Raw genomic sequence first — 26,096 nt, forward strand, 5'->3', positions numbered from 1 at the left:
GTTCCCCGCACCCCTCCAGGGGCGCGGGGAACCGCGCGAGCAACCACCCACTGCCGCGGCGGGAAAAACCCGCGCACCCCCGGCGGGGCGCCGCACGGCAGTACCCCCATTCGGGTACCGCTCGTTGAGCCTTCCGGACGCGACCCCTTCCCGCGCCCGGGAGGAACCCATGAGCACTCAGCCGCCCCTCGCCTCGGGCCCCGCGGGCCCGCACGCCCTGCGGCCGCTGCTCGACGCCGTCCTCGACGCCCTGCACACCGGCACCCGGGCACGCGGCGGCCCGCTCCCCGCCGGCGGCCCCGACGCCGTCGCCGCCCGGATGCGCGCCGCCCTCGGCGACGTACTGCCCGAACACGGCGACCCCGGCGCCCTGCACACCCTCGTCACCGCCCTCGCGGCCGACTCCGCCGACCCCGCCGACCCGCTGTGCGCCGCCCACCTGCACGTCCCGCCGCTGGCCGTCGCCTGCGCCGCCGACCTCGCCGCGAGCGTCCTCAACCCCTCCCTCGACTCCTGGGACCAGGCGCCCGCCGCCGCCGCCCTCGAAGCCGACGTCACCCGCGCCCTCGCCCACGAGACCGGCCACGCCGACGCCCTCGTCACCACCGGCGCCACCGAGTCCAACCAGCTCGCCCTGCTCCTCGCCCGCGAAACCCAGGGACCCGGCACCCGCCTCGTGCACGGCACCAACGCCCACCACTCGCTGCCCCGCGCCGCCTGGCTCCTCGGCCTGCCCGCCCCCGTCCCCGTACCCACCCCCACCGGCACCCTCGACCCCGCCGTCCTGGACGCCACCCTCGCCCGGCTGACCGGCCCCACCGTCGTCACCGCCACCGCCGGCACCACCGACGCCGGCCTCATCGACCCCCTCCCCGAGATCGCCGACATCTGCGCCCACCGCGGCGCCCGCCTCCACGTCGACGCGGCCTACGGCGGCGGCCTGCTCTTCAGCGACCACCACCGGGCCCGGCTCACCGGCCTCGACCGGGCCCACACCACCGCCCTCGACCTGCACAAACTCGGCTGGCAGCCGATCGCCGCCGGCCTCCTCACCCTCCGCGACCCCACCGACCGCACCGCCCTGGACCAGCGCGCCGACTACCTCAACGCCGACGACGACACCGACGCCGGCCTGCCCGACCTCCTCGGCCGCTCCCTGCGCACCACCCGCCGCCCCGACATCCTCAAGATCGCCGTCACTCTCAGAACCCTCGGCCGCACCGGCCTCGGCGCCCTCGTCGACACCGTCTGCGCCCGCGCCCAGGACCTCGCCCGCCTCGTCGCGGAACACCCCGCCCTCGACCTGTGGGCACCGCCCACCCTCAGCACCGTCCTCTTCCGCCCCACCGGCGCCCCCGACCCCACCGTCGCCGCCGTCCGCCGCACCCTGCTCACCGAAGGCCGCGCCGTCCTCGGCCGCGCCCGCCCCGACGGCCGGCTCTGGCTCAAGGCCACCCTCCTCAACCCCCGCACCCGCCCCGAAGACCTCACGGCCCTGCTCACCCTCGTGGAAGGACACACCCCCCGATGAACACCACCCCACCGCCGCACGACCTGGTCGGCATCGGCATCGGCCCCTTCAACCTCTCCCTGGCCGCCCTCGCCCACCCCCTCACCGGCCTCGACGCCGTCTTCTACGACCAGCGCCCCGCCTTCCACTGGCACCCCGGCCTGCTCATCGACGGCGCCCGCCTCCAGGTCCCCTTCCTGGCCGACCTCGTCACCCTCGCCGACCCCACCAGCGACTGGAGCTTCCTCAACTACCTCAAGGCCCGCGAACGGCTCTACCCGTTCTACTTCGCCGAGCGCTTCCACATCCAGCGCACCGAGTACGACGCCTACTGCCGCTGGGTCTGCGAGAACCTCCCCGCCCTCCACTTCGGCCACCAGGTCGACGCCGTCCGCTTCAACCCCGAACACGGCTGCTTCGAAGTCGACTACACCCACCTCGGCCCGGACGGCGAAGCCCAGGCCGTCGGCCGCACCCACACCAAGAACCTAGTCGTCGGCATCGGCACCGAGCCCCACGTCCCCGACCCGCTCAAACCCCTCGTCGACACCCCCGGCGTCCCCGTCATCCACGCCGCCGACTACCTCGACCACCGCACCGGCCTGCTCGCCGCCGGCCACGTCACCGTCGTCGGCACCGGCCAGTCCGGCGCCGAGATCTTCCTCGACCTGCTCCGCAACCGCCCGGCCGGCCGCGAACGCCTGCACTGGCTCGGCCGCACCGAGGCCCTCGCCCCCATGGAGTACTCCAAACTCGGCCTGGAACACTTCACCCCCGACTACACCCACTACTTCCACGCCCTGCCCGAGAACGTCCGCGACCGCCTCGTCCCCGCCCAGTGGCAACTCCACAAAGCGGTCGACGCCGACACCCTCGCCGCCCTCCACGACGAGCTCTACCGCCGCTCCCTGGACGGCGGCTGGCCCGACGCCGTCCTCACCCCCGGCGTGCACGTCCGCACCGCCGGCCGGGTCGCCACCACCAAGGTCGAACTCCACCTCGAACACCCCGAGCAGAACACCCGCTCCCGCCTCACCACCGACGCCGTCGTCCTCGCCACCGGCTACCGCGAACGCCCCCTGGACCGCCTCCTCGCCGGCCTCGACCCCTACCTGCGCCGCGACAACGCCAACCGCCCCCGCGTCGACGAACGCTTCCGCCTCCTCCTCGACCCCACCGTCACCACCACCGGCTGCCACCTCTACGTCCAGAACGCCGAGACCCACACCCACGGCGTCGGCGCCCCCGACCTCGGCCTCGCCGCCTGGCGCAGCGCCACCATCCTCAACACCCTCACCGGCACCGAGCCCTACCCCCTGCCCCGCCGCACCGCCTTCACCACCTTCGGCCTGGAACAGCGCCGGCCCCAGATCCCGTCCGCCCGCGAGGCGAGCCGGCTCACCCCGCTCACGGACCGGATCTGAGGCCAGCACACCACCAGCCCGGCAGACCTAGAACACCGGCGTACCGTCCCGCGTCAGCCGCCAGTCCACCGACGCGAAGTCCGCCGGATCCAGCACCCCCTTCGCCGTCACCCACTCGGCGATCCGGGTACGGATCTCCGTCGACTCCGACCACACCTCCTCGGCCGACGCCACATGCGGGAACGCGCCACCACCGTTGGCCCGGTAGTTGTTCACCGCCAGCACGAACCGCTGCGCGTCGTCCAGCGCCGCCCCGCCGTACGTCAGGTTCTTGATCCGCGAACCCGCCGGCTGCGCGACATCGATCTCGTACGCCAGCCCGGAGACGTAGTCGTAGTTGTAGTCCGGCCGGCCGCCCGCGTTGGTCAGCTGCTCCACGTCCACCGCCGCACCCGCCGCGGTCTGCGTGTAGTACTCCGCCGAGTACTCCAGGTACGCCCGCACCTGAGCGCCCGTCAGCACCTTCGCCACCAGCGTGTTGTCGTACACGTACAGACTCGACAGGTCCCGGATCGTCACCTCGCCCGCCGGAATCTGAGACGTCCGCGAGAACGGCGACGCCTGCGCGAGCACCGGCAGCGCCGCGTACGCCGTCCCCGCCAGCGCCGCCTTGACCACGTCCTCCTGCACCTTGGTGATCAGATCGATGATCGGCGCGTCCTTGTACCGCGCGTCCACCGTGGTCAGCGTCTCGGTCGCGGTGCCGACCACCTGGTTGACGTACTCCACCACCAGCGCGTGCTCGTCCTTCAGCAACCGGGTGATCCGCGGATCGTCGGCCACCGTGCCGGAGTCCCGCAGCGACGCCTTGACGGACTCCACCCGCCAACGGCCCTTCTCGTACGCCAGCTCGAAGTCGAACAGGCTCAGCCGCTCCGCGTAGCACAGCGGCTCCGACAGCACGACCTCCTTGCCGGTCGCCTCGTTGACCACCCGCTGCTCCGCGATCTCCACATGCGCGTGCCCGACCAGGATCGCGTCCACTCCGGGCACCTGCCTGGCGATGTTCGCCGCCGCGTTCTCCACGTACGGCAGCTGATCACCGTAGGAGGACGTGCCCGAAGCCCCCGAGTGCGCCGAGATCACCACCACGTCCGCGCCCATCGACCGCAGCTTCGGCACCCACTTCGCCGCCTGCTCCTCAAGACCCGGGAACGCCAGCTTGCCCTGCACATACGCCTTGTCCCAGATCGCGATCCCGGGGTTGGTCAGCCCCAGCACCGCCACCTTCACCGGCGGCGCCCCCTTCACCCGGAACGTCTTCATGAAATACGGCGGAAAAGCCGGCTTCAGCGTCTTCGCGTCCACCGCGTTCGCACCCAGCAGCGGAAAATCGCACTGCTCCTCGAACTTGCGCAGCGTCTCGATGCCGTAATTGAACTCGTGATTGCCCAGCGCCACCGCGTCATAACCGATCGCGTTCATCGCCTGCGCCATCGGATGCACCGGACCGCCCTTGGCGGTGATCGGGTCCACCTTCGCGTAGTAATACGTCAGCGGCGTGCCCTGAATCGTGTCACCCGCGTCCAGCAGCAGGGTGTTCTCCCGACCCTTCTCCTCGCGCACCTGGTTCACCAGCGTCGAGATCCGCGCCAGCCCCTGCGCGTTGCCCGCCGAGTCGGTGTACTCGGCGTCCTTGAAGTAGTCCCAGTTGAAGACGTGCCCGTGCAGATCGGTCGACCCCATCACGGTGAACGAGTACCGCTTCGGCTTCTTGCCGCCCCGGCCCGCGGGTGCCGCCTCGGCCGCCGGCGCCGCCGCACCGGCCAGCGCCACCCCCGCCCCCGTCACGGCGGACCTCTTCAGAAACTTCCGGCGGTTCAACGGCATGCTGACTCTCCTAGACGACGGGTGCCACGATCCACGTGGACAACGCGCGTAGATTGTGGCCGCTCAAGGCGGCCGGGAACAGACCCCGCAGGTTTCGATCCGGTGACTCGCAGGGGCCGGCCGGCGGACAGCGGTGACAGAGTGGGACGTATGACCACGCCGCCCGCACCGCACGGCACCCCCGACGTCCCGCTCATCTCGGTCACCGGCGAAGCCCGCCTCGACGTCGAACCCGAACTCGCCCGCATCGGCGTCACCGTGGGCGCCCGGGGCCGCGACCGCCGCACCGCCCTCGACGACCTCACCCGCCGCAACACCACCGCCCTCGACCTCCTCAAGTCCTACGGCGACGCGGTCGAACACCTGGAGACCGGCGCCTTCTCCCTCACCCCCGAACTCACCCGGCACGGCCGCGGCGAACGCGTCCGCACCTACCACGGCACCGTCCACCTCACCGCCGAACTCACCGACTTCACCGCCCTCGGCGAACTCACCACCCGCCTCGCCGACCTCGACCTCACCCGCGTCGACGGCCCCCGCTGGGCCCTGCGCCCCGACTCGCCGGCCCACCGCCGGGCCCGCGAACAGGCGGTGCGCGAAGCCGTACAGCGCGCCCGCGAATACGCCGACGCGCTCGGCACCACCCTCGACGCCCTGGTCGAACTCGCCGACCACGGCACCGAGGAGATCCGGTCCGCCGCGTTCGGACCCGGCCGGATGCGGCGCCTGTCCATGGCCGCGGCCGCCGAGGAGGAGCCGGCGGCCCCGCTCGACCTCGAACCGCAGCGCCAGCACGTGCACGCCGCCGTCGACGCCCGCTTCACCATGCGCCCGCCCACTCTCTGAGCGCACGCTGATAAACGTAAAAATGCTTGTCTGAATGCTCATCGGAGCGGCCTGCCGCACAATTCAGCACTTGTCAAAAAGGCTTCACCCAGTGGCCGTTGCGCAGTCATACACAGCCAATTCGCTACCCGCCGGTAAGTCATAAGCTCGAAACATGCGCCGAGCGAAAATCGTCTGCACCCTGGGACCCGCCACCGACTCCTACGACCAGATCAAGGCACTGGTCGGGGCCGGCATGGACATCGCCCGCTTCAACCTCAGCCACGGCGGCCACGCCGAACACGAGGAGCGGTACCGGCGGGTCCGCAAGGCATCCGACGAGACCGGCCGCAGCGTCGGCCTCCTCGCCGACCTCCAGGGCCCCAAGATCCGCCTCGGCACCTTCACCGAAGGACCCGTACTCCTCGAACGCGACGACACCTTCACCATCACCGTCGAGGACGGCGCCCAGGGCGACCGCACCGGCTGCGGCACCACCTACGCCGGCCTCGCCGCCGACGTCACCCCCGGCGAACGCGTCCTCGTCGACGACGGCAAGGTCTGCCTCCAGGTCACCGCCGTCGACGGACCCCGGGTCCGCACCCGCGTCGTCGAAGGCGGCATGGTCTCCGACCACAAGGGCCTCAACCTCCCCGGCGTCGCCGTCTCCGTCCCCGCCCTCGCCAAGAAGGACGAGGACGACCTGCGCTGGGCGCTGCGCACCGGCTTCGACGTCATCGCCCTCTCCTTCGTGCGCAGCGGCCGCGACATCCGCGCCGTCCACCGCATCATGGACGAGGAGGGCCGCCGCCTCCCCGTCATCGCCAAGGTCGAGAAACCCCAGGCGGTGGACGACCTCGACGGCATCGTCGCCGCGTTCGACGGCATCATGGTGGCCCGCGGCGACCTCGGCGTCGAAATGCCGCTGGAACAGGTCCCGATCGTCCAAAAACGCGCCGTCGCACTCGCCAAGCGCAACGCCAAACCGGTCATCGTCGCCACCCAGATGCTCGACTCGATGATCGACAACTCCCGGCCCACCCGCGCCGAGGCGTCCGACGTCGCCAACGCGGTCCTCGACGGCACGGACGCGGTGATGCTCTCCGGCGAGACCAGCGTCGGCAAACACCCCGTCGAGACGGTCCGCACGATGTCCCGCATCGTCGAGGCGGCCGAGGAGGACCTCCTCGCCGGCGGCCTCCCCCCGCTCACCGACCACACCAAGCCCCGCACCCAGGGCGGCGCGGTGGCCCGCGCGGCAGCCGAGATCGGCGACTTCCTCGGCGCCCGCTTCCTGGTCGCCTTCACCCAGTCCGGCGACACGGCCCGCCGCCTGTCCCGCTACCACTCACCCATCCCCCTCCTCGCCTTCACCCCCGAACCGGCCACCCGCTCCCAGCTGAACCTCACCTGGGGCGTGGAAACCTTCCTCGGCCCGCACGTCGACTCCACCGACGCGATGGTCGCCCAGGTCGACGAACTCCTGCTCCGCTACGGCCGCTGCGCGCAGGGCGACGTGGTCATCATCACGGCGGGCTCCCCGCCCGGGGTCTCGGGGACGACGAACATGGTCCGGGTGCACCGGATCGGCGAGGAGTAGCACGCCGGGTCAGTACTTCGGCCCGACGTGCAGATCCATGAGGGTTACGGAGGCTTTGCGGGCTACGGAGATGTTGAACGGGTCGCTGCCGCGAGCGAGGGTGGTCCACTCGACGCCAACCTTGTCGAGGGTGTGGGTGAAGAGCTTCCGGATGTCGTCCGACTTGTTGGCGAAGAAGTATCGGGGGTACTCATAGCGCTTGCGTTCACCGCCGACGAGGCGGGTTGTCCAGTTGGTGATCCGGCAGCCGTCGGAGTGGATGAGCCCGCGGACGAACTCCCAGGGGTGGGTGTCGACGATCGTCTGCTGCCAGGGTTCAAGCGCGATCCTGCGCTCGTGCTTCTTTCCCGGGCCGTGCTGTGGGAAGAGGCAGTGCAGGTGCTTCGAGTAGACCTTCACGTTGTGGCAGCCGGTCCTGCTCACACGGCAGACGGAGTTGTCCGGAAACACCGCGCGCATCGCTTGCTCGCAGGCTTCCATGAGGCCGGGCCATGAGTCCGTACAGGCGATCATGAGGTTCGGCACTCGGTGCGCGGAGTAGTGGCTGATGTGCCCGTCGCCGAGATACAGGCCGAGCAGATAGCTGTAGGCCGGCTCGTCCAGATCCCGCCCGTCGCACCGTGGGCAGGCGGGATCGTGCCTGCCCGGGCATTCGCCCCGCTTGGCGCGGTCCAGGTGCTTCCAGTAGCCGACCGTGCCCAGCGGAACATGCAGTTCCCGTGCGACGGCAGCGTTCGCGACACCATCGCGGAGCATCGTGAGGGCTTTCTGCCGCACTTCAACACCGTGGAAGTTCATGTGACCACGGTGTGTCACGCGAAGTGGTGCCGAGTGCAGAAAAGCGGAAGATCACGCGAATGTGATCTTCCGCTTTCTTGTGAGTGCCCGGTGTGGGATTCGAACCCACATGCCCAAAGGGCACGGCATTTTGAGTGCCGCGAGTCTGACCAGTTCCTCCAACCGGGCAAGCCAGGGGATCGTGCAGAAGTGTACCGGGTCATCATCCTCTGGCGCCTCTAGGTAGGCTGCTAAGGCAGCAGTACCTGCCCGGCCCGTAACAAGGAGCCCACGTGACCGCCCCCGAGTCGCCCCAGCCCGCCGACGTGACCGATGACGACAAGTCGCACGTGCCCCCGCTGACGACCCGTGTCGTCATCGCCGAGGACGAGGCGCTCATCCGGCTGGATCTCAAAGAGATGCTGGAGGAGGAGGGGTACTCCGTCGTCGGCGAGGCCGGGGACGGTGAGCAGGCCGTCGAGCTGGCCCGCGAGCACCGCCCCGACCTGGTGATCCTCGACGTGAAGATGCCCAAGCTGGACGGCATCTCGGCGGCCGAGAAGATCGCCGGCGAGAGCATCGCCCCGGTCCTGATGCTGACCGCGTTCTCGCAGCGCGACCTGGTGGAGCGGGCCCGGGACGCGGGTGCGATGGCGTACCTCGTGAAGCCCTTCAGCAAGAGTGACGTCGTACCGGCGATCGAGATGGCCGTCTCGCGGTTCACGGAGCTGAAGGCGCTGGAGAAGGAGGTCGCCGACCTCTCCCTGCGGCTGGAGACGCGCAAGCTGGTGGACCGGGCGAAGTCGGTGCTCCAGACCGAGTACGGGCTGACCGAGCCGGCCGCGTTCCGGTGGATCCAGAAGACGTCGATGGACCGGCGGATGTCGATGCAGCAGGTCGCCCAGGCGGTCATCGACGACGCCGCGGAGAAGAAGGCGCCCAAGGACAAGGGCTGAGCCCCGTAACGCATGAGTGAGGCCCGCGTCCCGGAGGGGGACGCGGGCCTCAGCCGTGCCGTGTCGTGCCCGGTCAGTCTTCGCCGAGGTACGCCTTGCGGACCGACTCGTCGTGCAGCAGATCCTGCCCGGTGCCGGACAGCACGATGGAGCCGACCTCCATGACATGTCCGTGGTCGGCGAGGGACAGCGCCGCCTGGGCGTTCTGCTCGACCAGCAGGATCGTCGTGCCCTGGGACTTCAGCTCGGCGATGGTCGCCATGATCTTCTGCATCATGATCGGGGAGAGGCCCATGGAGGGCTCGTCGAGCATGAGCAGCTTGGGCTGGGACATCAGGGCGCGGCCCATGGCCAGCATCTGCTGCTCGCCGCCGGACAGGGTGCCCGCGGCCTGCTTGCGCCGTTCGCCCAGGATGGGGAAGAGGTCGTAGGCGCGCTGGATGTCCTTGTCGATGCCCGCCCGGTCGCTGCGCAGGAACGCGCCGAGGCGCAGGTTGTCCTCGATGGTCATGCGGGGGAAGATGTGCCGGCCCTCGGGGGAGTGGGCGAGGCCGAGGGAGACGATCTGGTGGGCGGGGGTCTTCTTCAGCGATCTGCCGTTGAAGCGGATCTGGCCGCCGACCGGTTTGAGCAGCCCGGACAGGGTGCGCAGGGTGGTGGTCTTGCCGGCGCCGTTGGTGCCGATGAGGGTGACCACCTCGCCGGCGTCCACGGTGAAGGAGATGCCCTTGACGGCCTCGATCTTGCCGTAGGCGACGCGGAGGTCCTCGACCTCCAGGAGTGCGGTCATCGGTCGTTCTCCTTCGGGGCGTGGGCCTCGGCGGCCTCCACCTCGGCCGCCTCGGCCGCGCCGGGGTCGTTCTCCAGCGGTTCGCCGAGGTAGGCGGCGATGACGCGTTCGTCGCCCTGGACGGTGGCGCTGTCGCCCTCGACGAGTTTCTCGCCCTGGACCAGGACGGCGACGCGGTCGCAGAGGTTGAAGATGAACCGCATGTCGTGCTCGATGACGAGGACGGCGATGCCCTGGTCGCGGATGGCGAAGACGAGTTCCTCGGTGGCGCGGGTCTCCTGCGGGTTCATGCCGGCGGTGGGTTCGTCGAGGAGGAGCAGGCCGGGTTCGCTGGCGAGGGCGCGGGCGATCTCCAGTTTGCGCTGTTCGCCGTACGGCAGGTTCCGTGCCAGGTGGTCGGCCTTCGCGTCCAGGCCGACGAACTCCAGGAGTTCCATGGCGCGTGCGCGGGAGGCGGCCTCCGCCTTGTGGAAGCCGGGGCCGCGCAGGACGGCGGACCAGAAGCCTTCCTTGGTGCGGGTGTGGCGGCCGACGAGGACGTTTTCCAGGACGGTCATGTTGGCGAAGAGCCGGATGTTCTGGAAGGTGCGGGCGATGCCGGCGGCGGTGACCTTGAAGGACTTGGGCGGCAGGACCTTGTCCTTGTAGCGGACCTCGCCCTCGGTGGGGATGTAGAGGCCGGTGAGGCAGTTGAAGAAGGTGGTCTTGCCGGCGCCGTTGGGGCCGATGAGTCCGACGATCTCGCCGCTGCGGACGGTGAGGTCGACGTCGCGTACGGCGGTGAGGCCGCCGAAGCGCATGGTGACGCCGCGGGCGTCGAGGACGGTCTGGCCGACGGGGGTGTCGGTGGTGTCGGTGCTGGTGGTCATGGTGGTCAGGCCCCTGTCTTGCCGAGGGCCGCGGGCGCTTCGGCCTCTTCGTGGAATTCGAGTTGCCGGCGGCGGTTGGGGATGAGGCCCTCGGGGCGGAAGCGCATCAGCAGGACGAGCGCGAGTCCGAAGGCGAAGAGCTGGTAGTCGCCGAGGAACTGGAGCTTGTTCGGGATGAGGAAGAGCAGTGCGGCGCCGAGCAGGGGTCCGCCGATGGTGCCCATGCCGCCGAGGACGACGGCGGCGAGCAGGAAGGCGGAGTTGGGCGGGGTGGTGCCGGCGAAGAGGTACTGCTCGGGGGTGACGGTGTAGGTCACGTGGGCCTGGACGGTGCCGGCCAGGCCGGCCAGGGTGGCGCCGACGGCGAAGGCGATGAGTTTGACCCGGAAGCCGTTGATGCCCATGGCCAGGGCGGCGGTCTCGTCCTCGCGGATGGCGACCCAGGCGCGGCCGATGCGGGAGTCGCCGCTGCGCCGGAAGACGAGGACGACGACGGCCGTGATGATCAGCATCAGGAAGAAGTAGTTGGCGAACCGGCCGATGGTGACGCCGGCGATGTCGTGCTGGGCGCCGAGGTCGAAGCCGAGGATCTTGAGGTCGGGGATGCCGGCGATGCCGTTGGAGCCGTTGGTGACGTCGGGTCCCGAGGTGCCGTCGAGGTTGTTGGCGGTGATGCGGAAGATCTCGCCGAAGCCGAGGGTGACGATGGCCAGGTAGTCGCCGCGCAGCCGCAGGGTGGGGGCGCCGATGAGGACGCCGAAGACCAGGGAGGCGGCGGCGCCGACCAGGACGGCGGCCCAGAACGGGAAGTGCACGTCGAAGGGCGAGGTGGGGGAGCCGGAGACCAGGGAGGCGGCGTAGGCGCCGACGCCGAGGAAGGCGACGTAGCCGAGGTCGAGGAGGCCGGCCAGGCCGACGACGATGTTCAGGCCCAGGGCGACGGTGGCGAAGATGAGGATGTAGACGCCGATGGTGGCGTACTGGTCGTCGGTCTGGGTGAAGGGGAAGAGGGCCGCGGCGAGGAAGGCGCCGAAGACGGTGACGTTCTGGTGCCGGGCGGTGATCTCGGAGATGCGGGGGATGAGGCCGGACCGGTGCAGGGCGGCGAAGCCGAATCCGGCGGTGATCAGGAAGCCGACGAAGAGTTCGTCGTACTCGGTGCCGATGCCGTAGGTGAAGACGGTGAGGGCGACGGCGAGGACGGCGACGATGATGAGGATCTCGGCCCAGGAGGGCATGGGGCGCAGTGGGCGGGGGGCGTCGGTGGCGAAGGCCGCTTTGACGGTCTGCCATTTCTGCGCGGTGTGGTGGCGGAACTTCTCCCAGCCGGTGTCGTCGGGGTCGGCGGGGTCGGGCGCGGGCCGTTCGAAGGGGAGGGCGAGGGCGCCGAGGAAGGCTATGAGGGTGACCGCCGCGGCGAGGTAGCCGCCGGGTTCGAGGTTGACGACGCCGCCGAGCTGGGCGGCGATGGCGATGACGGTGTACCAGGTGGTGGCGAAGGCGGCGAGGGCGGCGAACTTGAGGGCCGCGTCGGCGCCGGCCGGGGTGAGCCAGCGCAGGCCCTGGACGCCGTAGGAGGCGGCGCCGAGCAGGGTGGTGAGGGCGCCGGCGATGAGGACGAGGACCTGGAGGCCGCCGGGGTAGCCGTAGACGGTGAGGTCGCCGGGGAATTCGTCGGTCCAGGTCCAGGCCAGGAAGGCGGAGGCGATGGTGAGGAGGCCGCCGCCGGTGGCGAGGGCGCGTCCGATGGCCGGCGGGATGCCGACGAGGCCGGTGGTGCTGCCCGAGATCGGGGTGTCCGGGGTCTTCGGGGTGGTGGTCTGTGTGGTCATCGGGGTCACGCCCTGTCCGCGACGCGTTCGCCGAGCAGGCCTTGTGGCCTGAGCAGCAGTACGAGGATGAGGAGGATGAAGGCCCAGACGTCGGCCCAGGACTGGCTGCCGAACTTGTCCAGGCCGGGGACGTCGGCGATGTAGGCGGTGGCGAGGGTTTCGGCGACGCCGAGGACGACGCCGCCGATCATGGCGCCGTAGATGTTGCCGATGCCGCCGAGGACGGCGGCGGTGAACGCCTTGAGGCCGAGGATGAAGCCCATCCGGAAGTCGATCTGGCCGTACTTGAGGCCGTTGGCGACGCCTCCGACGGCGGCGAAGAGCGCGCCGAGGGCGAACGCGATGACGATGATGCGGTCGGTGTTGACGCCCATCAGCTTGGCGGTGTCCGGGTCCTGGGCGGTGGCCTGCATGCCGCGTCCGGTGCGGGTGCGCATCACGAAGTAGGCGAGCAGGGCCATGCTGACCGGGGCGGCGATGAGCAGGAAGATGTCGCCGGTCTGGATGGTGACGTCGCCGATGTGGAAGGGGCCGCCCTCGATCTGCGGGAAGGTCCGGGCGGACTTGGCTTCCGGGTACCAGGCCCATATCGCCTGCTGGAGGGCGAGGGAGAGGCCGATGGCGGTGATGAGGGGGGCGAGCCGGGGGGCGCCGCGCAGCGGGCGGTAGGCGAAGCGTTCGGCTCCGACGGCGACGGTGACGGCGACGATCATGGCGCCGATCAGCATCAGCGGCAGGGCGATCCACATGGAGGTGCCGTCGGGCAGGATGTAGACGTAGACCGTGAGTGCGCCGAAGGCGCCGGTCATGAAGATCTCGCCGTGGGCGAAGTTGATGAGCTGGACAATGCCGTAGACCATGGTGTAGCCGATGGCGACCAGCCCGTACATGGATCCCAGTAGCAGGCCGTTGACCAGCTGCTGCGGCAGTTCGTTCACCGCATGTCCTCCGAGACGTTCGGATGTTCGACGGATGTGGGCCGGATGCGTGAGCGCGCGGGGCGCTTGTGGAACAGCGCCCCGCGCGGCTCGTGGCAGGTGCGGGTGGGGTCAGCCGGTGTAGGTACCGGACTTGACGGCCTCGAAGGCTCCGTTCTCGACGGAGTAGACGGTGAGCTGCTTGTTGGTGGCGTCACCGAACTCGTCGAAGGAGACCTTGCCGGTCACACCGTCGAAGGAGACGTTCTGCATGGCCTCGGTGACCTTGGCGCGGGCGTCGTCGGGGAGCTTGCCGTCGTTGTCCTCGACGACCTTCTTGACGGCCTCGATGATGGCCCAGCCGGAGTCGTAGGAGTAGCCGCCGTAGGCCGCGTAATCCTCCGTGTAGCCGGCCGCCTTGTAGTCGGCGACGAACTTCTTGGCGGAGTCGAGGGTTTCGACGGGGGCGCCGACGGAGGTGGCGAGGTCGCCGTCGCTGCCGGCGCCGGCCAGCTTGATGAAGGTGTCGTCCTTGATGCCGTCGCCGCCGACCAGCGGGATCTTCGCGCCGGCTTCCTTGATCTGCTTGCTGAGCGGGCCGGCCTGCGGGTACTCGCCGCCGTAGTAGACGACGTCGGCGCCGGAGTTCTTGACCTTGGTGGCGACCGAGGAGAAGTCCTTGGTGTCCGGGTTGATGTGTTCGGTGCCGACGACCTTGCCGCCGAGCTTCTTGAACTCCTCGGTGAAGGTGGCGGCCAGGCCGGCGCCGTAGGTCTTCTTGTCGTCGATGACGAAGACCTTCTTCTTCTTGGCGTCGTTGTAGACGTACTGCGCGGCGAACGGGCCCTGGATGGCGTCGGTGGTCGCGGTGCGGAAGTACGACTTGTAGGTGCGGACCTTCTTGGTGCGCCAGTCCGGGCCCTGGGTGAGGGAGGGGCCGGTGTTGGCCGGGGAGACCTCGACGAGTTTCGCGGTGTCGAAGACCTTCTGCATGGACTCGCCGACGGAGGAGTTCAGCGGGCCGACGACGCCGAGGACGTCCTTGTTGGCGACGAACTTTGAGGCGTTCTGCTGGCCGACGGAGGGCTGGCCCTGGTCGTCGGTCGCCTCGATCTTGAAGGTGACGCCGTCGACGTACTTCTGCTTGTTGGCCGTCTTGACGGCGAGGTCCACGGAGTTCTTGATGCCCAGGCCCAGCGCGGACAGGTCGCCGGTCAGCGGGGCGTCGACGCCGATGACGACGGTGGTGCCGTCGCCGCCGGAGTCCGAGCCGCCGTCGTCGTCACGCGAGCCGCAGGCGGTGAGGGTGAGCGCTCCCGCCGCCAGAGCGGCGGTGATGGCGATGAGCGAACGTTGACGCACGGTCAGTCCTTTCCCTGGCACGGCCGCTTCCCCGTGGAGACGGCCGAGTCGAGCGCTGGGCCGAATTGACTTTCGGATGGCGCGGTGACTGGCCGTGACTCTAGGCGGGTGCGGGGAACGTGGAGGAGAGTCTGACGGAGGCTGTGACTCTCTTGTTATGACATCGCGTAATGCAGAGCGGTGCCGGATGGGAAGAACGGTGGAATTCTGGCTGATTCGCCCGGTCCACATGCTGAGAACGTGCAGGACCGGTGAGGCGTGAACAGGCGTCTGAGGTGTTTTGGTGATTACCGGGAATCGTTGCCGCAGGCGTCTTGAAGTGCCTCGGAGAGATGCTCGGCATAGCGCGGTCCCAGGATGAAACTGTGGGTCTCCATTGCGCGCACATTACGCAGTGTTACATCCAGGAAAGGGAATCCGGCATTCCGCGGTACTTTCTCGCATTCCGTCACGCGAAACGTGACGGTGATCTTGCGGGTGGAATGCGACTTTGTCTGGAAAGGTGCCCGGGGGGACGACGAGACCGAAAGACCGGCGTTGGGCTGGGCCACCCGCGTCACGGTGACGGCCGGACCGGACCGCACGGTCAGGGCCAGCGTGAAGCTGAAGCCGCTGGTCGGGGCGGTGCCGCTGGTCGGTGCCGGGCTCAGGTAGACGAGGTCGACCGTCTGGGAGGGGTAGGGCGGCGGGGGAGCGGGCCGCGGCCGTGGCCGGGTCGCGTACAGGGAGCCGCCGACCGTCAGGAGAGCGAGGGCCAGGGCGGTCGCGAGGGCGGTGCGGCGGTGTGCGGCGTAGCGGCGCGTGAGGGTTTCGAGACGCGGGGCGAGCGGGCGAGGGGCCGACGGGGTGTCCCGGATCCGGGTGTTCTCGCCCGGTTCGACGGGGCCGGCGCCGCTCACCGCTCCCACGGGCCCTCGGCGGGGCCGCCGTCGCGGTACCGCGCGGCGCACTCCGTACGCGATCGGCGGTCGATGAACTCCGCGGCGGCGTCGGCGCCTTGGTCCGCGCGGACGACGCGGGCGGCGGCCACGACCGCGCGCAGGATGTCGTACTGCCGGTTGGACAGTCCCATCGACTGGTAGTCGCCGTAGGTGTCGCCGTCCAGCACCTTCCGGGACCAGTGGCTGACGACTCGCGCGCACAGGCCGGCGGCGGCGGTGGCGGGCGTGCCGGGTGCGGCGGGTGAACGGGAGGCGGCGCTGTCGGAGTCGGTGCCGCAGCCGGCTGTCAGTGGGGCCGCCGTCAGCACCAGGGCCAGTACGGCGGCCCGTGCCGCTGCCCGTGCCACCGCCGCTACGGGCGGCGGTACGGGCGTCTGTACGAGCAGTGGTACGGGCGTCGTCGGCCCGCGCGGGCGTCGGAGACCCGCCTCCTTCGCCGCCCCCGGCCAGGGAGCTCCACCCCGTCCCATGCCCCGACGCTAGGACGCCGGGCAGCCCGGGGCAATGGGCCGGGCGTCAGCCGCTCGCGCCCGCCCGCGCGGCGTCCCCCGGGTTCACGTCGCGCAGCAGACAGGTCAGCCGGGCACTGCACACCCGCCGGCCCTCCTCGTCACTGATCACGATCTCGTACGTCGCCGTCGACCGCCCCCGGTGCAGCGGCGTGGCCACGCCGGTGACCAGGCCGGAGCGGGCGCCGCGGTGGTGGGTGCAGTTCAGGTCGACGCCGACGGCGATCTTGGAGCTGCCGCCGTGCAGCATCGAGCCGACCGAGCCCAGCGTCTCGGCCAGCACCGCGGAGGCGCCGCCGTGCAGCAGCCCGTACGGCTGGGTGTTGCCCTCCACGGGCATGGTGCCGACGACCTTCTCCGCCGACGCCTCCAGGATCTGGACGCCCATCCGGGTGCCGAGGTGCCCGGCGGAGAACAGGGCGGGCAGGTCGACGCCGAGCGCGGCGTACTCGTCGATGACCTCCTGCGGGAACTTCACGTGCTGCTGCTCGCCCATGGGCCGGCTCCGTCCGTTCGTACGTCCTGGTGGTTCTTCCGGTGGCTGTCCGCCGCGGCTGAGCGGATGCTCAGCCGGTGGCCGATTGTTCCAGACGGACGACGACGGACTTGCTGGCCGGGGTGTTGCTGGTGTCCGCGGTGGCGTCCAGCGGCACCAGGACGTTGGTCTCCGGGTAGTACGCCGCCGCGCAGCCCCGGGCGGTCGGGTAGTGCACGACGCGGAAACCGGGCGCCCGGCGCTCCGCACCGTCCTTCCACTCGCCGACCAGGTCGACGTAGGAGCCGTCCCGGACGCCCAGCTCGCGGGCGTCCTCGGGGTTGACCAGGACCACCCGGCGGCCGTTCCTGATCCCCCGGTAGCGGTCGTCGAGGCCGTAGATCGTGGTGTTGTACTGGTCGTGCGAGCGCAGCGTCTGAAGGAGCAGCCGGCCCTTCGGCAGCTCGGGGAACTCCACCGGCGCGGCGGTGAAGTTGGCCTTGCCGGTGGCGGTCGGGAAGCGCCGCTCGTCGCGCGGGGCGTGCGGCAGGGCGAAGCCGCCGGGGCGGGCCACGCGGGCGTTGAAGTCCTCGAAGCCGGGGATCACCCGGGCGATGCGGTCGCGGACCGTGGCGTAGTCCTTCTCGAACTCCTCCCAGGGCGTGGCGCTGTCCGTGCCCAGCACCCGGCGGGCCAGCCGGCACACGATGGCCGGTTCGGACAGCAGGTGCCGGCTCGCCGGCTCCAGGCGGCCGCGCGAGGCGTGCACCATGCCCATGGAGTCCTCGACCGTCACGAACTGCTCGCCGCCGCCCTGGAGGTCGCGCTCGGTGCGGCCCAGGGTGGGCAGGATCAGGGCGCGGGCGCCGGTGACCGCGTGGCTGCGGTTCAGCTTCGTCGACACGTGCACGGTGAGCCGGGCGCGGCGCATGGCCGCCTCGGTGACCTCCGTGTCGGGGGAGGCGGCGACGAAGTTGCCGCCCATCGCGAGGAAGACCTTCGCCTCGCCGTCGCGCAGGGCGCGGATGGCCCGGACCACGTCGAAGCCGTGTTCGCGCGGCGGGGCGAAGCCGAACTCCTTCTCCAGGGCGTCCAGGAAGGCGGGCGCGGGGCGCTCGAAGATGCCCATCGTGCGGTCGCCCTGCACGTTGGAGTGGCCGCGCACCGGGCAGACGCCGGCGCCCTCACGGCCGATGTCGCCGCGCAGCAGGAGGAAGTTGACGACCTCGCGGATGGTGGGCACGGAGTGCTTGTGCTGGGTGAGTCCCATGGCCCAGCACACGATGGTCCGCTCGGAGGCGAGCACCATGGCCAGGGTCTTCTCGATCTCCGCGCGGGTGAGACCGGTGGCGGCCAGCGTCTCGTCCCAGTCGGCGGCGCGGGCGGCTTCGGCGAACTCCTCGTACCCGTGGGTGTGCTCGCGCACGAACCCCTCGTCGACGGCGCCCGGTGTCTCGATGATCAGCTTGTTGAGCAGCCGGAACAGGGCCTGGTCGCCGCCGATGCGGATCTGGAGGAACAGGTCGGTGAGCGCGGCGCCGGCGGCGAGTCCCTTGGGCGTCTGCGGGTTCTTGAACCGCTCCAGCCCGGCCTCGGGCAGCGGATTGACGCTGATGATCCGGGCCCCGTTGGCCTTGGCCCGCTCCAGGGCGGAGAGCATGCGCGGGTGGTTGGTGCCCGGGTTCTGTCCGGCGACGACGATGAGATCGGCCTTGTGCAGGTCCGCCAGCAGGACGCTGCCCTTGCCGATGCCGATGGTCTCGCTCAGCGCCGAGCCGGACGACTCGTGGCACATGTTGGAGCAGTCGGGCAGGTTGTTGGTGCCCAGCTCGCGGGCGAAGAGCTGGTAGAGGAACGCGGCCTCGTTGCTGGTGCGTCCCGAGGTGTAGAAGACGGCCTCGTCGGGGGAGGCGAGGGCGCCGATCTCCTCCGCGATGATGTCGAAGGCGCGCTCCCAGGCGATTGGCTCGTAGTGCGTGCCGCCCTCCGGGAGGTACATGGGATGCGTGAGCCGGCCCTGCTGCCCCAGCCAGTAGCCGCTGCGGCCGGCCAGGTCGGCGACGGGGTGCGCGGCGAAGAACTCCGGGGTGACGCGGCGCAGGGTGGCCTCCTCGGCCACCGCCTTCGCGCCGTTCTCGCAGAACTCCGCGGTGTGCCGGTGCTCCGGCTCCGGCCAGGCGCAGCCCGGGCAGTCGAAGCCGTTCTTCTGGTTCACGCTCAGCAGGGTCAGGGCGGTGCGCTTCACGCCCATCTGCCGCTGGGCGATGCGCAGGGTGTGGCCGATGGCCGGGACCCCCGCCGCCGCGTGCTTCGGCTCGGTGACCCGCGGCGCGTCCTGGACCGGGTCACTCTTGGGCGGCTTGGTGGCCATCGCGCGCTCCTTCGCATGCACGTGTGAGGTACGTCTCCGATCCTCGCACGCACCACCGACACCGAAGCGCCCCGGTCGGGACCGGGGCCGGGAGCGCTGCTTGCGACGTCCCCGCGCCGAGAAGGAGCGCGGGGAACTGCGCGCCCGGCCACGACGCACCCGCGCGGTGAGACGGCGGCCGCGCGGGGCCGCGGCCCGGCGGCCACGTGTTCCGCCCCCGGCGACATCGCCCTGAGGGGGCGCGGGGAACTGCGCGCCCAGCCACGACGCACCCGCGCGGTGGGACGGCGGCCGCGCGGGGCCGCCGGGCCCGGCGGCCACGTGTTCCGCCCCCGGCGACATCGCCCTGAGGGGGGCGCGGGGAACTGCGCGCCCAGCCACGACGCACCCGCAGCCGAACAACGACCCCCCTCACCGGAACGCCACCCACGCCGACGCGGAGCCGACTGTCAGTGGCACGTGGCAGGATCGTGGACGTGGCAGACACAGCATCGAAGAAGACCCAGACCCCCACCGGCGGCAGCCGCCCGCGCCTGATGCTCATGGACGGGCACTCGCTGGCGTACCGCGCGTTCTTCGCGCTGCCCGCGGAGAACTTCACCACCGCGACCGGCCAGCCGACCAACGCCATCTACGGGTTCGCCTCGATGCTGGCCAACACGCTGCGTGACGAGGCGCCCACACACTTCGCGGTGGCGTTCGACGTCTCCCGCAAGACCTGGCGCAGCGAGGAGTTCACCGAGTACAAGGCGAACCGCTCCAAGACCCCGGACGAGTTCAAGGGCCAGGTCGAGCTGATCGGCGAGCTGCTCGACGCGATGCGCGTGGAGCGGTTCGCCGTCGCCGGCTTCGAAGCCGACGACGTCATCGCCACCCTCGCCACGCAGGCCGAGGCCGAGGGCTTCGACGTACTGATCGTCACCGGCGACCGCGACTCCTTCCAGCTGGTCAGCGAGCACACCACGGTGCTCTACCCCACCAAGGGCGTCTCCGAGCTGACCCGCTTCACCCCGGAGAAGGTCGTCGAGAAGTACGGTCTGACCCCCGCGCAGTACCCCGACTTCGCCGCCCTGCGCGGCGACCCCTCCGACAACCTCCCCGGCATCCCCGGCGTCGGCGAGAAGACGGCCGCGAAGTGGATCAACCAGTTCGGCTCCTTCGCCGACCTGGTCGAGCGCGTCGAGGAGGTCAAGGGCAAGGCCGGGCAGAACCTCCGCGACCATTTGGAGTCGGTCAAGCTCAACCGCCGCCTCACCGAGCTGGAGCGCCAGGTCGAGCTGCCGAAGACCGTCACCGACCTGGAGCGCGCCGCCTACGACCGCAAGGGCGTCGCGATGATCCTGGACACCCTGGAGATCCGTAACCCCTCGCTGCGCGAGCGGCTCTACGCCGTCGACCCGGGCGCCGAGGAGGCCGAGGCCACCCCGGTCGTCGCGGACGGCGTGGAGCTGGACGGCACGGTGCTCGGCACCGGCGAACTGGCCGGCTGGCTCACCGAGCACGGCACCGAGCCGCTCGGCGTCGCCACCGTCGACACCTGGGCGCTGGGCACCGGCTCGGTCGCCGAGGTCGCCCTCGCCGCCGCCGACGGCAAGGCGGCCTGGTTCGACCCGTCCCAGCTGGACGAGGCCGACGAGACGGCCTGGACGTCCTGGCTGGCCGACCCGGACCGCACCAAGGTCTTCCACAACGCCAAGGGCGCCATGCGGGTCTTCGCCGAGCACGGCTGGGCCATCGCGGGCGTCTCGATGGACACCGCGCTCGCCGCCTACCTGGTCAAGCCCGGCCGCCGCTCCTTCGACCTGGACGCGCTGTCCCTGGAGTACCTGCACCGCGAGCTGGCCCCGGCCGCGGCGGCCGACGGCCAGCTGGCGTTCGGCGCGGACGACGCCGCCGAGGCCGAGGCGCTGATGATCCAGGCCCGGGCCGTCCTCGACCTGGGCGAGGCGTTCGGGGGCCGGCTCCAGGAGGTCGGCGCGGCGGACCTGCTGCGCGACATGGAGCTGCCCACCTCCGCGCTGCTGGCCCGCATGGAGCGGCACGGCATCGCGGCCGACCGGGAGCACCTCCAGGCGATGGAGCAGATGTTCGCCGGCGCGGTGCAGCAGGCGGTGAAGGAGGCGCACGCGGCGGCCGGCCGGGAGTTCAACCTCGGCTCGCCCAAGCAGCTCCAGGAGGTCCTCTTCGGCGAGCTGAACCTGCCGAAGACCAAGAAGACCAAGACCGGTTACACCACGGACGCCGACGCCCTGGCCTGGCTCGCGACGCAGACGGACAGCGAACTGCCGGTGATCATGCTCCGGCACCGCGAGCAGGCCAAGCTGCGCGTCACCGTCGAGGGCCTGATCAAGACCATCGCGACGGACGGCCGCATCCACACCACGTTCAACCAGACGGTCGCCGCGACCGGCCGCCTCTCCTCCACCGACCCGAACCTCCAGAACATCCCGGTGCGCACCGACGAGGGCCGGGCGATCCGCCGCGGCTTCGTGGTCGGCGAGGGCTTCGAGTCCCTGATGACGGCGGACTACAGCCAGATCGAACTGCGCGTCATGGCCCACCTGTCCGAGGACGCCGGCCTGATCGAGGCGTTCACCTCCGGCGAGGACCTGCACACCACCGCCGCCGCGCAGGTCTTCTCCGTCGGCCAGGACGCGGTCGACGCGGAGATGCGCCGCAAGATCAAGGCGATGTCGTACGGACTGGCGTACGGGCTGTCGGCCTTCGGCCTGTCCCAGCAGCTGAACATCGAGGCGGCCGAGGCCCGCATGCTGATGGACGCCTACTTCGACCGCTTCGGCGGCGTACGGGACTATCTGCGCCGGGTCGTCGACGAGGCACGGGCCACCGGTTACACGGCCACCCTCTTCGGTCGCCGCCGCTACCTGCCCGACCTCAACAGCGACAACCGGCAGCGCCGCGAGGCCGCCGAGCGGATGGCGCTCAACGCCCCCATCCAGGGCACGGCGGCCGACATCGTCAAGATCGCCATGCTCAACGTGGACAAGGCGCTGACCGAGGCGGGCCTCAAGTCCCGCATGCTGCTCCAGGTGCACGACGAAATCGTGCTGGAGATCGCCCCCGGCGAGCGCGCGACGGCGGAGGAACTGATCCGCCGCGAGATGGCCGACGCGGTGACCCTCCGGGTGCCGCTGGGCGTCTCGGTGGGCGCGGGGGCGGACTGGGAGTCGGCGGCGCACTAGTCCCGTCCCCGGGCAGGGGGCTGCTCCCGGGCGGAGTCCGTTCCGGGCAGGGGCGGGACGACCGCGCGGTTCGCCCGGCTCCTGCCCGCCGGGGCGGGAGGGCAGCGGCCTGCGCCTCGCCCTGCCCGCCGCCCCCGCCCGTCACTCAGGTGGCCCCCGCGAAAACGCCCCCGCCCCCGGCGCCCGTGAGGATGCGGGCATGGGTATACGCATGCTCCACCACCGGACGGCACCGGCGCGGCCCGGCGTCGGCGGACCCGCCTGCGTGCCACTGCCGCCGGTCCCGGCCCTCGCCCTGGGCGCGAGTACCGCCCGGGTCCCCGCCACCCTCACCTCGGCCGTCTGCCACGTACGCGACGACCTGGGGCGCAGACTCGCCCCCCGGAGCCCCGCCGCGCCGGGCAGCGCCGGAGAGGCGGCCCACTGGCGCCGCTGGGCCGACCTGACCCGCAGCTACCTGGCGCTGGCGCTCACGCTGCTGCCCCGGCCCCGTCCCGACCGCAGGATGACCCTGTTCATCGCGACCGCCGACCCCGTCGGCGCACACCCGGCCGGTTCGGCACCCCGCAGGCGCCGACGCCGTAGGGAGAGCCGCAGAGAAAGCCGTAGGAAAAGATGACCAACCGCGCGGGCGGGAATGAACAGGGGCCGGACTCCGCATGGCGAACAAGGACCGGTCAGGCGACACGGCGCGGCCAACCGGGGAAAACCGGGCACGAACGGGTGCCCGAGTCAAGGAAGTTGTCGTAGGGTCGCCTGCGTCACCGTACGGGTCGAACAAGCGCACACGGTTTTCCGCGATGATCAGCGGCGACGCGGTATACAACCCGCGGCGCCGGTCGGTCGTCACACCAGAGCGAGCACGTGACGGAGAGGGACGCCCAGGCGTCCATGGGAGGGGTTCACTCTATGGCGGCGCATTTCGGCAGGCGGCTGCGCAAGAGCGCGATGACCACCACCGTCGCGGCGGTCGCGGTCGCGGCCCTGTCCGCGTCCCAGGCGCCCGACGTCACGGCCGGCACCGAAGGCAGACAGAGCACCGCCGACTCCGCGTCCCCCTCCGGCGCCGACGACACCGCCACCGGCAACTCCCGGTACTACACCGACCTTCCGCCGCTGGACAGCCCCGTCCCCTCGCCCTCGTCGACCACCGGCACGCCCGTCACCCAGGGTTCGGCCGAGTCGGGCATCCCCGCCACCGTCCTGGACGCCTACAAGAAGGCCGAGGCGTCGCTGCGCGCGTCCAAGCCGGGCTGCAACCTGCCCTGGCAACTCCTCGCCGCCATCGGCAAGGTGGAGTCGGGACAGGCCCGCGGCGGTGCCGTGACCGCCGACGGCACCACCACCAGCCCGATCCTCGGCCCGGAACTCGACGGCAACGGCTTCGCGCTCATCAAGGACACCGACAACGGCGCGTACGACGGCAACAGCGAGTACGACCAGGCCGTCGGCCCCATGCAGTTCATCCCGTCCACCTGGGCGTGGGCCGGACGCGACGGCAACGGCGACGGCAAGGCCGACCCGAACAACATCTACGACGCCGCCCTCGCCGCCGGCCACTACCTGTGCCGCAACAGCTGGGACCTGTCCCAGCAGGACGACCTCGACTCGGCCATCCTCAGCTACAACAACTCGACGGAGTACCTGAACACCGTCCGCTCCTGGCTGGAGTACTACCGCAAGGGCACCTACGAGGTCCCGGACGGCACCGGCACCCTGCCCGTGGGCCACAGCGACGACGCCACCACCCCGGCCACGCCCAGTACGTCGCCCGGCACCGGTTCGGGAGGGTCGTCGAAGGGAACGGGCGGGTCCACGGCCCCGGCCACCCAGTCCCCGACGCCCACCGACCCGGGGACCCCCAGCTCGCCGCCTTCCACGACCCCGTCGCCCGGCGAGAGCGAGACCCCCCAGACCCCCACCGACACCGTGGCCCGCCTGGAGAACGCCGGCACCGGCAAGCTCAGCGCGATGACGGGCGAGGCGTTCACCGAACGGATCAGCACCCGCGCGGAGACCAGCGCGGGCAAGGCGGTCGGCAAGGTACGGGTCCGCTTCACCGTCATCGGCGACACCGACGCCGAGTTCAGCACCGGCGAGCAGCTCGCCACGGTCGTCACCGACAGCACCGGCGTGGCCACCGCGCCCGCGCTGCGGGCCGGTGCGAAGACCGGCAGCTTCCTCGTCCGCGCCACGGTCGTCGGCCGCGCGGTCTCCGGCCTCGACTACAAGGCCACCGTCACGCAGCGCGTCGCCGACACCGTCGTCCCTGCCGACGACACCGAGTTCACCTGCACCGCGGGCGGCACGTTCGCCGACCAGGTGGAGGTGAAGGCCACCTACAAGGACGCCGTCGCGGACCAGGTCGCCGTCAGCGCCACCCTCATCACCTCGGCCACCGACGCCACCGAGAACGACAAGGGCCCCTACTTCAAGGACGCCGACGGCAAGGCCGTACGCACCCTGACGGGCCTGGAGACCGACGCCAAGGGCCTGGTGAAGCTGCCGACGCTGTACGCGGACGACACCGAGGGGAAGTTCCTGCTGCGGATCACCACCGCGGGCGGCGCGTCCGTGGACGTCGAGCTGACGGTCACGGAGGCGGAGACGGCCCAGCCCAGCCCATCCGCGACCGCCTCGGCGAGCGCGGACGCCTCCGCCTGATCCCCGTACGCCCGGCTCAGTCCTTCTTGCTGAGCCGGGCGTTGGTGTGCCGCGTGGGCTCGGCGCCGGCCGGGTCCTGGGGCCACGGATGCTTCGGATACCGGCCGCGCAGCTCCGCCCGGACGCCCTGGTAACCGTCGCGCCAGAAGGAGGCGAGATCGGCGGTGACCGCCGCCGGGCGGCCCGCGGGGGAGAGCAGGTGGACCAGGAGCGGCACCCCGGCGATCTCGGGGGTGCGCTGGAGCCCGAACATCTCCTGTAGCTTCACCGCGAGGACCGGCCGCTCCGGATCGCCGTAGTCGACCCGGACCCGGGACCCGCTGGGGACGGTGATCCGCTCCGGGGCCAGTTCGTCGAGCCGGGCGGCCTCGCCGGTGGCCCAGGGCAGCAGCCGCGTCAGCGCCTGTCCCGCGTCGATCCGCGCGAGGTCCGCGCGCCGCCGGGCCCGGCCGAGCTCCGGCTCCAGCCACTGGGCCACGCGCGCGTGCAGCGCCTCGTCGGACACCTCGGGCCACGGCGCGCCCAGGTGCCGGCGGAGGAACGCGAGCCGCTGCCGCAGCGCGTCCGCCTCCGCCCACCGACGCAACAGCCCGAACCCTTCCTGCCGCAGCCCTTCCAGCAGGGCCTCCCGCACCAGGCCGGGGTCCGGGTCGCGCAGCGGACGCGCCGCCAGCTCGACCGCCCCGAGCCGCTCGACCCGCCGGGCCACGACGTCGCCGTCGGCCCAGCGCACCTCGTCCCGCCGCGCCAGCAGGGCGCCGGCCGCGCGCCGGGCGACGTCCTCGTCGACGGCCGCACCGAGCTGCACGCGCGCGTGCCGCCGTCCCACCGGCCGGTCGGCCACGGCGACGGCGATCCAGGCCGCCCCGCGCAGTGCCGACCCCTCGGCGAGTTCGGCCCGGGTTCCGGAGACCATGAGATACGACCCCCCGTCCGCCTTGGCGACCCGCTCGGGAAAGGCCAGCGCGGCGACGAGCCCGGCGACCCGGTCGGCGGCACCTTCGTCCGGGCGGCCGGGCGCGGAGGCGTCCAGGGGCGTGCTGTTTCGAGTCGAGGTCTGCGGTCGTCTCTGGTCGGCACGGCTGTCCGGCCGGCCGGATCTGGGAGCGTCTTCGGGCGTGCTGTTTCGGGCCGGGGTCTGTGATCGTCTCTGGTCGGCGCGGCTGTCCGGCCGGCCGGATCTGGGAGCGTCTTCGGGCGTGCTGTTTCGGGCCGGGGTCTGTGATCGTCTCTGGTCGGCG

General features: G+C 71.2%; 20 protein-coding genes and 1 tRNA gene. 8 read left to right on the top strand and 13 right to left on the bottom strand.

The features are described 5' to 3' along the window. Positions 1 to 169: 169 nt before the first annotated feature. Both ACTT8P_RS10450 and ACTT8P_RS10455 read left to right on the top strand, forming a co-directional pair. Positions 170 to 1,531, top strand: coding sequence for a pyridoxal phosphate-dependent decarboxylase family protein (locus tag ACTT8P_RS10450; protein ID WP_442831282.1), 1,362 nt, complete (start codon positions 170 to 172; stop codon positions 1,529 to 1,531). Next, positions 1,528 to 2,934, top strand: coding sequence for a lysine N(6)-hydroxylase/L-ornithine N(5)-oxygenase family protein (locus ACTT8P_RS10455; RefSeq protein WP_442831283.1), 1,407 nt, complete (start codon positions 1,528 to 1,530; stop codon positions 2,932 to 2,934). Before ACTT8P_RS10450 ends, ACTT8P_RS10455 begins: the two co-directional genes overlap by 4 nt. Before the next feature lie 27 nt (positions 2,935 to 2,961). On the opposite strand, the gene ACTT8P_RS10460 is transcribed toward ACTT8P_RS10455, so the two are convergent. Beyond that, positions 2,962 to 4,764 (bottom strand): bifunctional metallophosphatase/5'-nucleotidase, encoded by a 1,803-nt coding sequence (locus tag ACTT8P_RS10460; RefSeq protein ID WP_442831284.1) that lies wholly within the window; start codon positions 4,762 to 4,764, stop codon positions 2,962 to 2,964. Positions 4,765 to 4,914: 150 nt separating this feature from the next. Between ACTT8P_RS10460 and ACTT8P_RS10465 the strand changes: the two genes are divergently transcribed. Beyond that, complete coding sequence (locus tag ACTT8P_RS10465) at positions 4,915 to 5,610, top strand: SIMPL domain-containing protein (protein ID WP_442831285.1); 696 nt, start codon at positions 4,915 to 4,917, stop codon at positions 5,608 to 5,610. Between the two features lie 154 nt (positions 5,611 to 5,764). Further along, positions 5,765 to 7,189: a pyruvate kinase gene (gene pyk / locus ACTT8P_RS10470; protein WP_442831286.1), complete on the top strand. Its 1,425-nt coding sequence runs from the start codon at positions 5,765 to 5,767 to the stop codon at positions 7,187 to 7,189. Positions 7,190 to 7,198: 9 nt separating this feature from the next. Here pyk and ACTT8P_RS10475 read toward each other — a convergent pair whose 3' ends face one another. Together ACTT8P_RS10475 and ACTT8P_RS10480 are read right to left on the bottom strand one after the other, a co-directional pair. After that, entirely contained in the window at positions 7,199 to 7,987 is a 789-nt protein-coding gene (locus ACTT8P_RS10475; RefSeq protein WP_442831287.1) for a helix-turn-helix domain-containing protein, read from the bottom strand. An 84-nt stretch (positions 7,988 to 8,071) separates the two neighbouring features. Next, positions 8,072 to 8,155 (bottom strand) — tRNA-Leu (locus ACTT8P_RS10480). A 104-nt stretch (positions 8,156 to 8,259) separates the two neighbouring features. Between ACTT8P_RS10480 and ACTT8P_RS10485 the strand changes: the two genes are divergently transcribed. Further along, positions 8,260 to 8,922 (top strand): ANTAR domain-containing response regulator, encoded by a 663-nt coding sequence (locus tag ACTT8P_RS10485; protein WP_442831288.1) that lies wholly within the window; start codon positions 8,260 to 8,262, stop codon positions 8,920 to 8,922. A 73-nt stretch (positions 8,923 to 8,995) separates the two neighbouring features. On the opposite strand, the gene ACTT8P_RS10490 is transcribed toward ACTT8P_RS10485, so the two are convergent. From ACTT8P_RS10490 to ACTT8P_RS10530, 9 genes are all read right to left on the bottom strand, one after another. Continuing rightward, the gene (locus ACTT8P_RS10490) at positions 8,996 to 9,712 is read right to left on the bottom strand and encodes an ABC transporter ATP-binding protein (protein WP_361160785.1); all 717 of its coding nucleotides are present in this window, start codon (positions 9,710 to 9,712) and stop codon (positions 8,996 to 8,998) included. Continuing rightward, positions 9,709 to 10,581 carry an ABC transporter ATP-binding protein gene (locus tag ACTT8P_RS10495; protein WP_442831289.1) on the bottom strand — a complete coding sequence of 291 codons (873 nt, stop codon included), beginning with the start codon at positions 10,579 to 10,581 and terminating at the stop codon, positions 9,709 to 9,711. Before ACTT8P_RS10495 ends, ACTT8P_RS10490 begins: the two co-directional genes overlap by 4 nt. A gap of 5 nt (positions 10,582 to 10,586) precedes the next feature. After that, positions 10,587 to 12,413 carry a branched-chain amino acid ABC transporter permease gene (locus tag ACTT8P_RS10500; RefSeq protein WP_442831290.1) on the bottom strand — a complete coding sequence of 609 codons (1,827 nt, stop codon included), beginning with the start codon at positions 12,411 to 12,413 and terminating at the stop codon, positions 10,587 to 10,589. Between the two features lie 5 nt (positions 12,414 to 12,418). After that, positions 12,419 to 13,351, bottom strand: a complete 933-nt coding sequence (locus ACTT8P_RS10505; RefSeq protein ID WP_442831291.1) for a branched-chain amino acid ABC transporter permease — start codon at positions 13,349 to 13,351, stop codon at positions 12,419 to 12,421. 111 nt (positions 13,352 to 13,462) lie between these two features. Beyond that, on the bottom strand, positions 13,463 to 14,692 hold the full coding sequence (locus tag ACTT8P_RS10510; RefSeq protein WP_442831292.1) for a branched-chain amino acid ABC transporter substrate-binding protein: 1,230 nt from the start codon (positions 14,690 to 14,692) through the stop codon (positions 13,463 to 13,465). Between the two features lie 287 nt (positions 14,693 to 14,979). After that, complete coding sequence (locus ACTT8P_RS10515) at positions 14,980 to 15,591, bottom strand: Tat pathway signal sequence domain protein (protein WP_442831293.1); 612 nt, start codon at positions 15,589 to 15,591, stop codon at positions 14,980 to 14,982. After that, positions 15,588 to 15,980 (bottom strand): hypothetical protein, encoded by a 393-nt coding sequence (locus ACTT8P_RS10520; RefSeq protein ID WP_442831294.1) that lies wholly within the window; start codon positions 15,978 to 15,980, stop codon positions 15,588 to 15,590. Before ACTT8P_RS10520 ends, ACTT8P_RS10515 begins: the two co-directional genes overlap by 4 nt. A 169-nt stretch (positions 15,981 to 16,149) precedes the next feature. After that, positions 16,150 to 16,638 (bottom strand): hotdog fold thioesterase, encoded by a 489-nt coding sequence (locus ACTT8P_RS10525; RefSeq protein WP_442831295.1) that lies wholly within the window; start codon positions 16,636 to 16,638, stop codon positions 16,150 to 16,152. A 70-nt stretch (positions 16,639 to 16,708) separates the two neighbouring features. Then, positions 16,709 to 18,988: an FdhF/YdeP family oxidoreductase gene (locus ACTT8P_RS10530; protein WP_442831296.1), complete on the bottom strand. Its 2,280-nt coding sequence runs from the start codon at positions 18,986 to 18,988 to the stop codon at positions 16,709 to 16,711. A 476-nt stretch (positions 18,989 to 19,464) separates the two neighbouring features. Between ACTT8P_RS10530 and polA the strand changes: the two genes are divergently transcribed. From polA to ACTT8P_RS10545, 3 genes are all read left to right on the top strand, one after another. Next, positions 19,465 to 22,191, top strand: coding sequence for a DNA polymerase I (polA, locus tag ACTT8P_RS10535; protein WP_442831297.1), 2,727 nt, complete (start codon positions 19,465 to 19,467; stop codon positions 22,189 to 22,191). A 199-nt stretch (positions 22,192 to 22,390) separates the two neighbouring features. After that, positions 22,391 to 22,810, top strand: coding sequence for a hypothetical protein (locus ACTT8P_RS10540; protein ID WP_442831298.1), 420 nt, complete (start codon positions 22,391 to 22,393; stop codon positions 22,808 to 22,810). A 290-nt stretch (positions 22,811 to 23,100) separates the two neighbouring features. Beyond that, a complete protein-coding gene (locus ACTT8P_RS10545; RefSeq protein ID WP_442831299.1) occupies positions 23,101 to 24,855 on the top strand; it encodes a lytic transglycosylase domain-containing protein in 1,755 nt (584 codons plus the stop codon). Positions 24,856 to 24,871: 16 nt separating this feature from the next. Here ACTT8P_RS10545 and ACTT8P_RS10550 read toward each other — a convergent pair. Continuing rightward, on the bottom strand, positions 24,872 to 26,096 hold a 1,225-nt coding region (locus ACTT8P_RS10550), incomplete at its 5' end, for an ATP-dependent helicase C-terminal domain-containing protein (protein ID WP_442831300.1).

Source organism: Streptomyces sp. JW3 (assembly GCF_052216785.1).
Classification (GTDB): domain Bacteria; phylum Actinomycetota; class Actinomycetes; order Streptomycetales; family Streptomycetaceae; genus Streptomyces.